The 4213-nt window shown below is 67.7% G+C and carries 4 protein-coding genes; 3 read left to right on the plus strand and 1 reads right to left on the minus strand.

Annotated elements, in window-relative coordinates:
* Positions 1–1164 (minus strand): TIGR03862 family flavoprotein (locus WEA77_RS14560; protein WP_368068598.1); only part of this gene is annotated, 1164 nt, incomplete at its 3' end.
* Between the two features lie 67 nt (positions 1165–1231).
* On the opposite strand from WEA77_RS14560, the gene radA reads away from it, so the two are divergent.
* The 3 genes from radA to WEA77_RS14575 form a co-directional block, all read left to right on the plus strand.
* Positions 1232–2617: a DNA repair protein RadA gene (gene radA, locus WEA77_RS14565; protein WP_368068599.1), complete on the plus strand. Its 1386-nt coding sequence runs from the start codon at positions 1232–1234 to the stop codon at positions 2615–2617.
* A complete protein-coding gene (locus WEA77_RS14570; protein ID WP_368068600.1) occupies positions 2610–3146 on the plus strand; it encodes a CvpA family protein in 537 nt (178 codons plus the stop codon). Before radA ends, WEA77_RS14570 begins: the two co-directional genes overlap by 8 nt.
* A 63-nt stretch (positions 3147–3209) precedes the next feature.
* On the plus strand, positions 3210–4213 hold a 1004-nt coding region (locus WEA77_RS14575), incomplete at its 3' end, for an erythromycin esterase family protein (protein ID WP_368068601.1).

Here is a 4213-nt window from a genome sequence, read left to right on the forward strand (position 1 = left end):
CCGGCCCGTCGCCAGACATGCTGTCAGCAGATAGCCTCCCGTCGGCGCGTCCCACGCGATCATCTCTCCGGCGCAGTGCACGCCTGGCAAAGCTTTCAGCATCAGGCCGTCGTCGAGCGCGTCCCAGGGGACGCCGCCGGCGGTGGAGATGGCGGTGTCCATCGGGGCGGCGGCGGTGAGGGTCAGCGCCAGAGCCTTAATGAGGCGGGCGAGGTCTGCGGGGTCGCGCGGGGCGGCGCCCTTCGCCACTTCGTGCAGGAGAGCCGCCTTCACCCCGTCGACTTTCACGGCTTTGCGCAAGCGGTTTGACAGCGAGTCTTTCGGGTGCGCCGCGGCGAGGCGGGCGGTGAGGGCCGCTTCGTCCGCCTCCGGAAGAAGGTCGATCATCAACACGGCCCGCCCGTCTGCCGCGATGTCCCGGCGGAGCGCAGCGGCAAGCGGGTAGACCGCGCCGCTCTCGAGGCCGGCGCGCGTGATGACGAAATCCCCGCGCACGGATTGTCCGTGAGCAGACAGGGCGACGCCCTTAACCGGTGCGCCCTCCTGCATGAGCATCTTGTCCGACCAGTGAACAATGAACCCGCAGTTCGAGGGCGCAAAAGGCTCCAGCGCCACGCCCATGCCCGAAAGGATGTTCGACCACGCGCCATCTGAACCGAGCCGGCGCCAGCTCGCGCCGCCCAGCGCCAGCACCGTGGCATCCGGCTTTACGGTTACAGGCCCGGTCATCGAAGCGAACACGAGTGCGCCGTCTGTGTCCCATCCCTTCCAGCGATGGCGCGTGTGCAGCTCTGCGCCCGCATCGCCCAGCCGCGCCAGCCAGCGGCGCAGCAGCGGCGAGGCCTTGCGCCCGCCCGGAAACACCCGGCCCGACGAGCCGATATGCGCCTCAATGCCAAGCCCCGCCATCCATTTGACAATCTCGCCCGGACCGAACGCCTCCACCATTGCGGCAAGCCGCTTGTCCGGCGCGTCATAGCGCGTGCGGAAAAGGGCCTCGTCTTCCGAGTGCGTAATGTTTAGGCCGCTTTTGCCGGCCATCAGGAACTTTCGCCCCGCGCTCGGCATCGCGTCGTAGATATCCACGCGCGCACCGCCCGCCAGCGCCGCTTCCGCCGCCATCAGCCCTGCCGGCCCTGCACCTATGATCGCGACCTGTTTCATTCCGTCCTCTGTAGCCCTGCCCGCCTGCCCTTGCCAGCCCGCCGCGAACCCGCATAACCCTTGCCCCATGGCCAAAGCCTCAACATCTGCCTTCGTCTGCCAGGCCTGCGGCGCCGTGCATGCTAAATGGGCCGGGCGCTGCGAGGCATGCGGTGAGTGGAACACGCTGATCGAAGAGGCTACCTCCGCCCCGCCCGGCGCCCTGAAGGGCGAGAAGACACCCACCGCCAAGCGCGGGCCCAAGACCGAGTTCATCGCGCTGAACGCCGATGTCGAAACGCCGCCCAGGGTGGTGATCGGTGTCGAGGAACTGGACCGCGTATTCGGCGGGGGCATCGTGCCATCGTCAGCCACGCTGATCGGCGGCGATCCCGGCATCGGCAAGTCGACGCTGCTGCTGCAGGCCGCTGCCCGCCTCGCGCGCAATGGTGTAAAGACGGTCTATGTCTCCGGCGAAGAAGCCGCCGCGCAGATCCAGGAGCGGGCGAAGCGGCTGAAGGTCGCCAATTCGCCGGTCCAGCTGGCGACCGAGACGGACCTGCGGCGTATCCTCGCCGCGCTCAAGGAGTCCAATCCCGGTTTCGTGGTCATCGACTCGATCCAGACGGTCTGGTCGGACGCGCTGGAAGCGGCGCCGGGTTCGGTCGCGCAGGTTCGGGCCTGCGCGCAGGAGCTGGTCCGCTGGGCCAAGAAATCCGGCGCGGCGCTGGTGCTCGTCGGCCACGTCACCAAGGAAGGCACCATCGCCGGCCCCCGCGTGGTCGAGCACATGGTGGACGCCGTCTTCTATTTCGAGGGCGAGCGCGGCCACCAGTTCCGCATCCTGCGCGCCGTGAAGAACCGGTTCGGGCCGACGGACGAGATCGGCATCTTCGAAATGCACGCCCTCGGCCTGACGCCTGCCAAGGAGCCGTCCGCGCTGTTCCTGTCGAACGAGGCCGAGCCTGGCGGCGGCACGGCGGTATTCGCGGCCATGGAAGGCTCGCGCCCCGTTCTGGCCGAAGTGCAGGCGCTTGTCGCCAAGAGCCCGTTCGGCACACCCCGGCGCAGCGTAATCGGCTTCGATTCCGGCCGCCTCGCGATGATCATGGCGGTGCTCGAAGCGCGCTGCGGCATGAACTTCGCCGGCATGGACGTCTACCTCTCGGTTGCCGGCGGCTACCGCATCAACGAGCCGGCCGGGGACCTTGCTGCCGCTGCCGCGCTGCTTTCCTCCCTCTCCGGCAATCGGGTGCCGCCGCGCAGCGTGTTCTTCGGCGAGATTGCGCTCTCCGGCGCCGTGCGCGCCGCGCCCCGGATGGACCAGCGCCTGAAGGAAGCTGCCCGCCTGGGTTTCCAGCGCGCCTATGGTCCAGACAGCAGTCCAGCGGCAGACGGCGGCTTGACGGTAACCCCGATTGCGAGGCTTATCGCGCTCGTGGACCTACTCGCGCCGGACGCCGCAAATGCTTGAAAACATTTCTGCTTTTGACGCAATTGCGCTCGGCGTCCTGATCATTTCCGCGATCATGGCCTTTGCGCGCGGCTTCCTGCGCGAACTCGCGACCCTGGGCGCCTTCATCGGCGCGCTGGCGGCGGCCTATTACGCGCGGAAATTCCTTCATGGCACGGTTGCAGACCTTCTGCCCGCCGGTAGCCACCCGCTGGCGCCCGACATCATCCTCGTCGTCTCGGCCTTCCTGATCGTCTACGTGATCGTCGCCTGGCTGGGGCAATCGCTTTCGAAATCGATCATGACCAATGGCGATATCGGCCTGTTCGACCATATCGCCGGGCTCGTCTTCGGCGTGATCCGGGGCGGCGTGGCGCTCGTTTTCTTTGCAGTGCTGCTCTCGGTGGGCCTCGAGGACGACCGTGTCCCGCCCTTCATCCAGGACAGCCTGAGCTATCCGATCCTCTCCAGCGCCGCCGATGCCGTGACCGGCGAAGCGCGCGAAGCGAGCCGCAGCGTTACCGATCCGGCACCCGCCTCAGGCGACTGAGCTTGATGCAATGGCGGGCCGGGTTAGTCTGGAGCGCGAACCCATCCGAAAGGGAGGATGATCTTGCTGCATCGCAAAGTCTCGCTGTCGCGCCGCACATTCCTGCTGGCCTCTGCCTCAGTGGCCATCTTGTCGGCTTGCGCCACGTCCCTGCCGGGCGAGGGTGAAGCCGTCCCTCCCGCTGCGCCCGTCAGAATCGAAGGCCTGCTTGCTGCCAAGGCGGTCGCCATCATCAGCCTGACGCCGGAAGATCCAGGCATTGGCGCCCTCGCGCAGCGCCTGTCCGGCGCGAAGATCGTGGGCCTTGGCGAGGCGACCCACGGCTCGCACGAAGATGCGCTGCTGAAGTCCGCGCTGATCCAGGCGCTGGTGCAGGATCATGGCCTCCGGGTCGTGCTGCTGGAGGCCAACCGCACTGGCACCGCGCAACTCGACGCTTACGCTTCCGCTGCGCCGACCGGTCTGCTCGCTGCTGACGCAATTCGGCAGGCGCCGGTGTTGCGCATCCTCAAAACCGAAGTGATGGCCGACCTGCTCTCCTGGTTGCGCGGCTGGAACGCCGTAAATGCCGACCGCCCGGTGCGGGTAATCGGGGTCGACTGCCAGGCCAGCAGCGAGGACGCGGCCGACGCGCTCGCTGCGCTGGCAACCGTCACCTCCGGCGCCGCTGACGCCCTCGCCGCTTCGCTTGCGCCCATTCTCACACCTGAAGCCCGCGCGGCGCGCCACGACCTGATGCTGAAGCAGATTTCCTCCGCGCAGCGCCTCGAAGCGGAATCGGCCTGCCGGACGCTGGAAGCCGAACTCAACAGCACTGGACTGCCCGATGCCGCCTTTACAGCGCGGCGCGCGTGGCAAGGCCTGAAAGCCTTCGAGCTGGAGACCAGCGACGGCGACATGACCCGCGCCTCGCCGGAATACTGGAGCCGCCGCGACGTGTTCATGGCGGAAAATGCGATCACCCTGGCCAAGGGCAAACCGGCGGTCTTCTGGGGTCACAACTCGCACGTCGCGGGCGCACGCCCCTCGGGTGACAGCAGCGGCTATGTACCAAGCGGCGCCGTGCT

This window comes from Hyphomonas sp. (genome assembly GCF_040882205.1).
Lineage (GTDB): Bacteria > Pseudomonadota > Alphaproteobacteria > Caulobacterales > Hyphomonadaceae > Hyphomonas.

Excerpts from the sequence above, each read along its gene's own strand:
- radA (WP_368068599.1), top strand. The coding sequence starts at position 1,232 with ATGGCCAAAGCCTCAACATCTGCCTTCGTCTGCCAGGCCTGCGGCGCC.
- WEA77_RS14570 (WP_368068600.1), top strand. The coding sequence starts at position 2,610 with ATGCTTGAAAACATTTCTGCTTTTGACGCAATTGCGCTCGGCGTCCTG.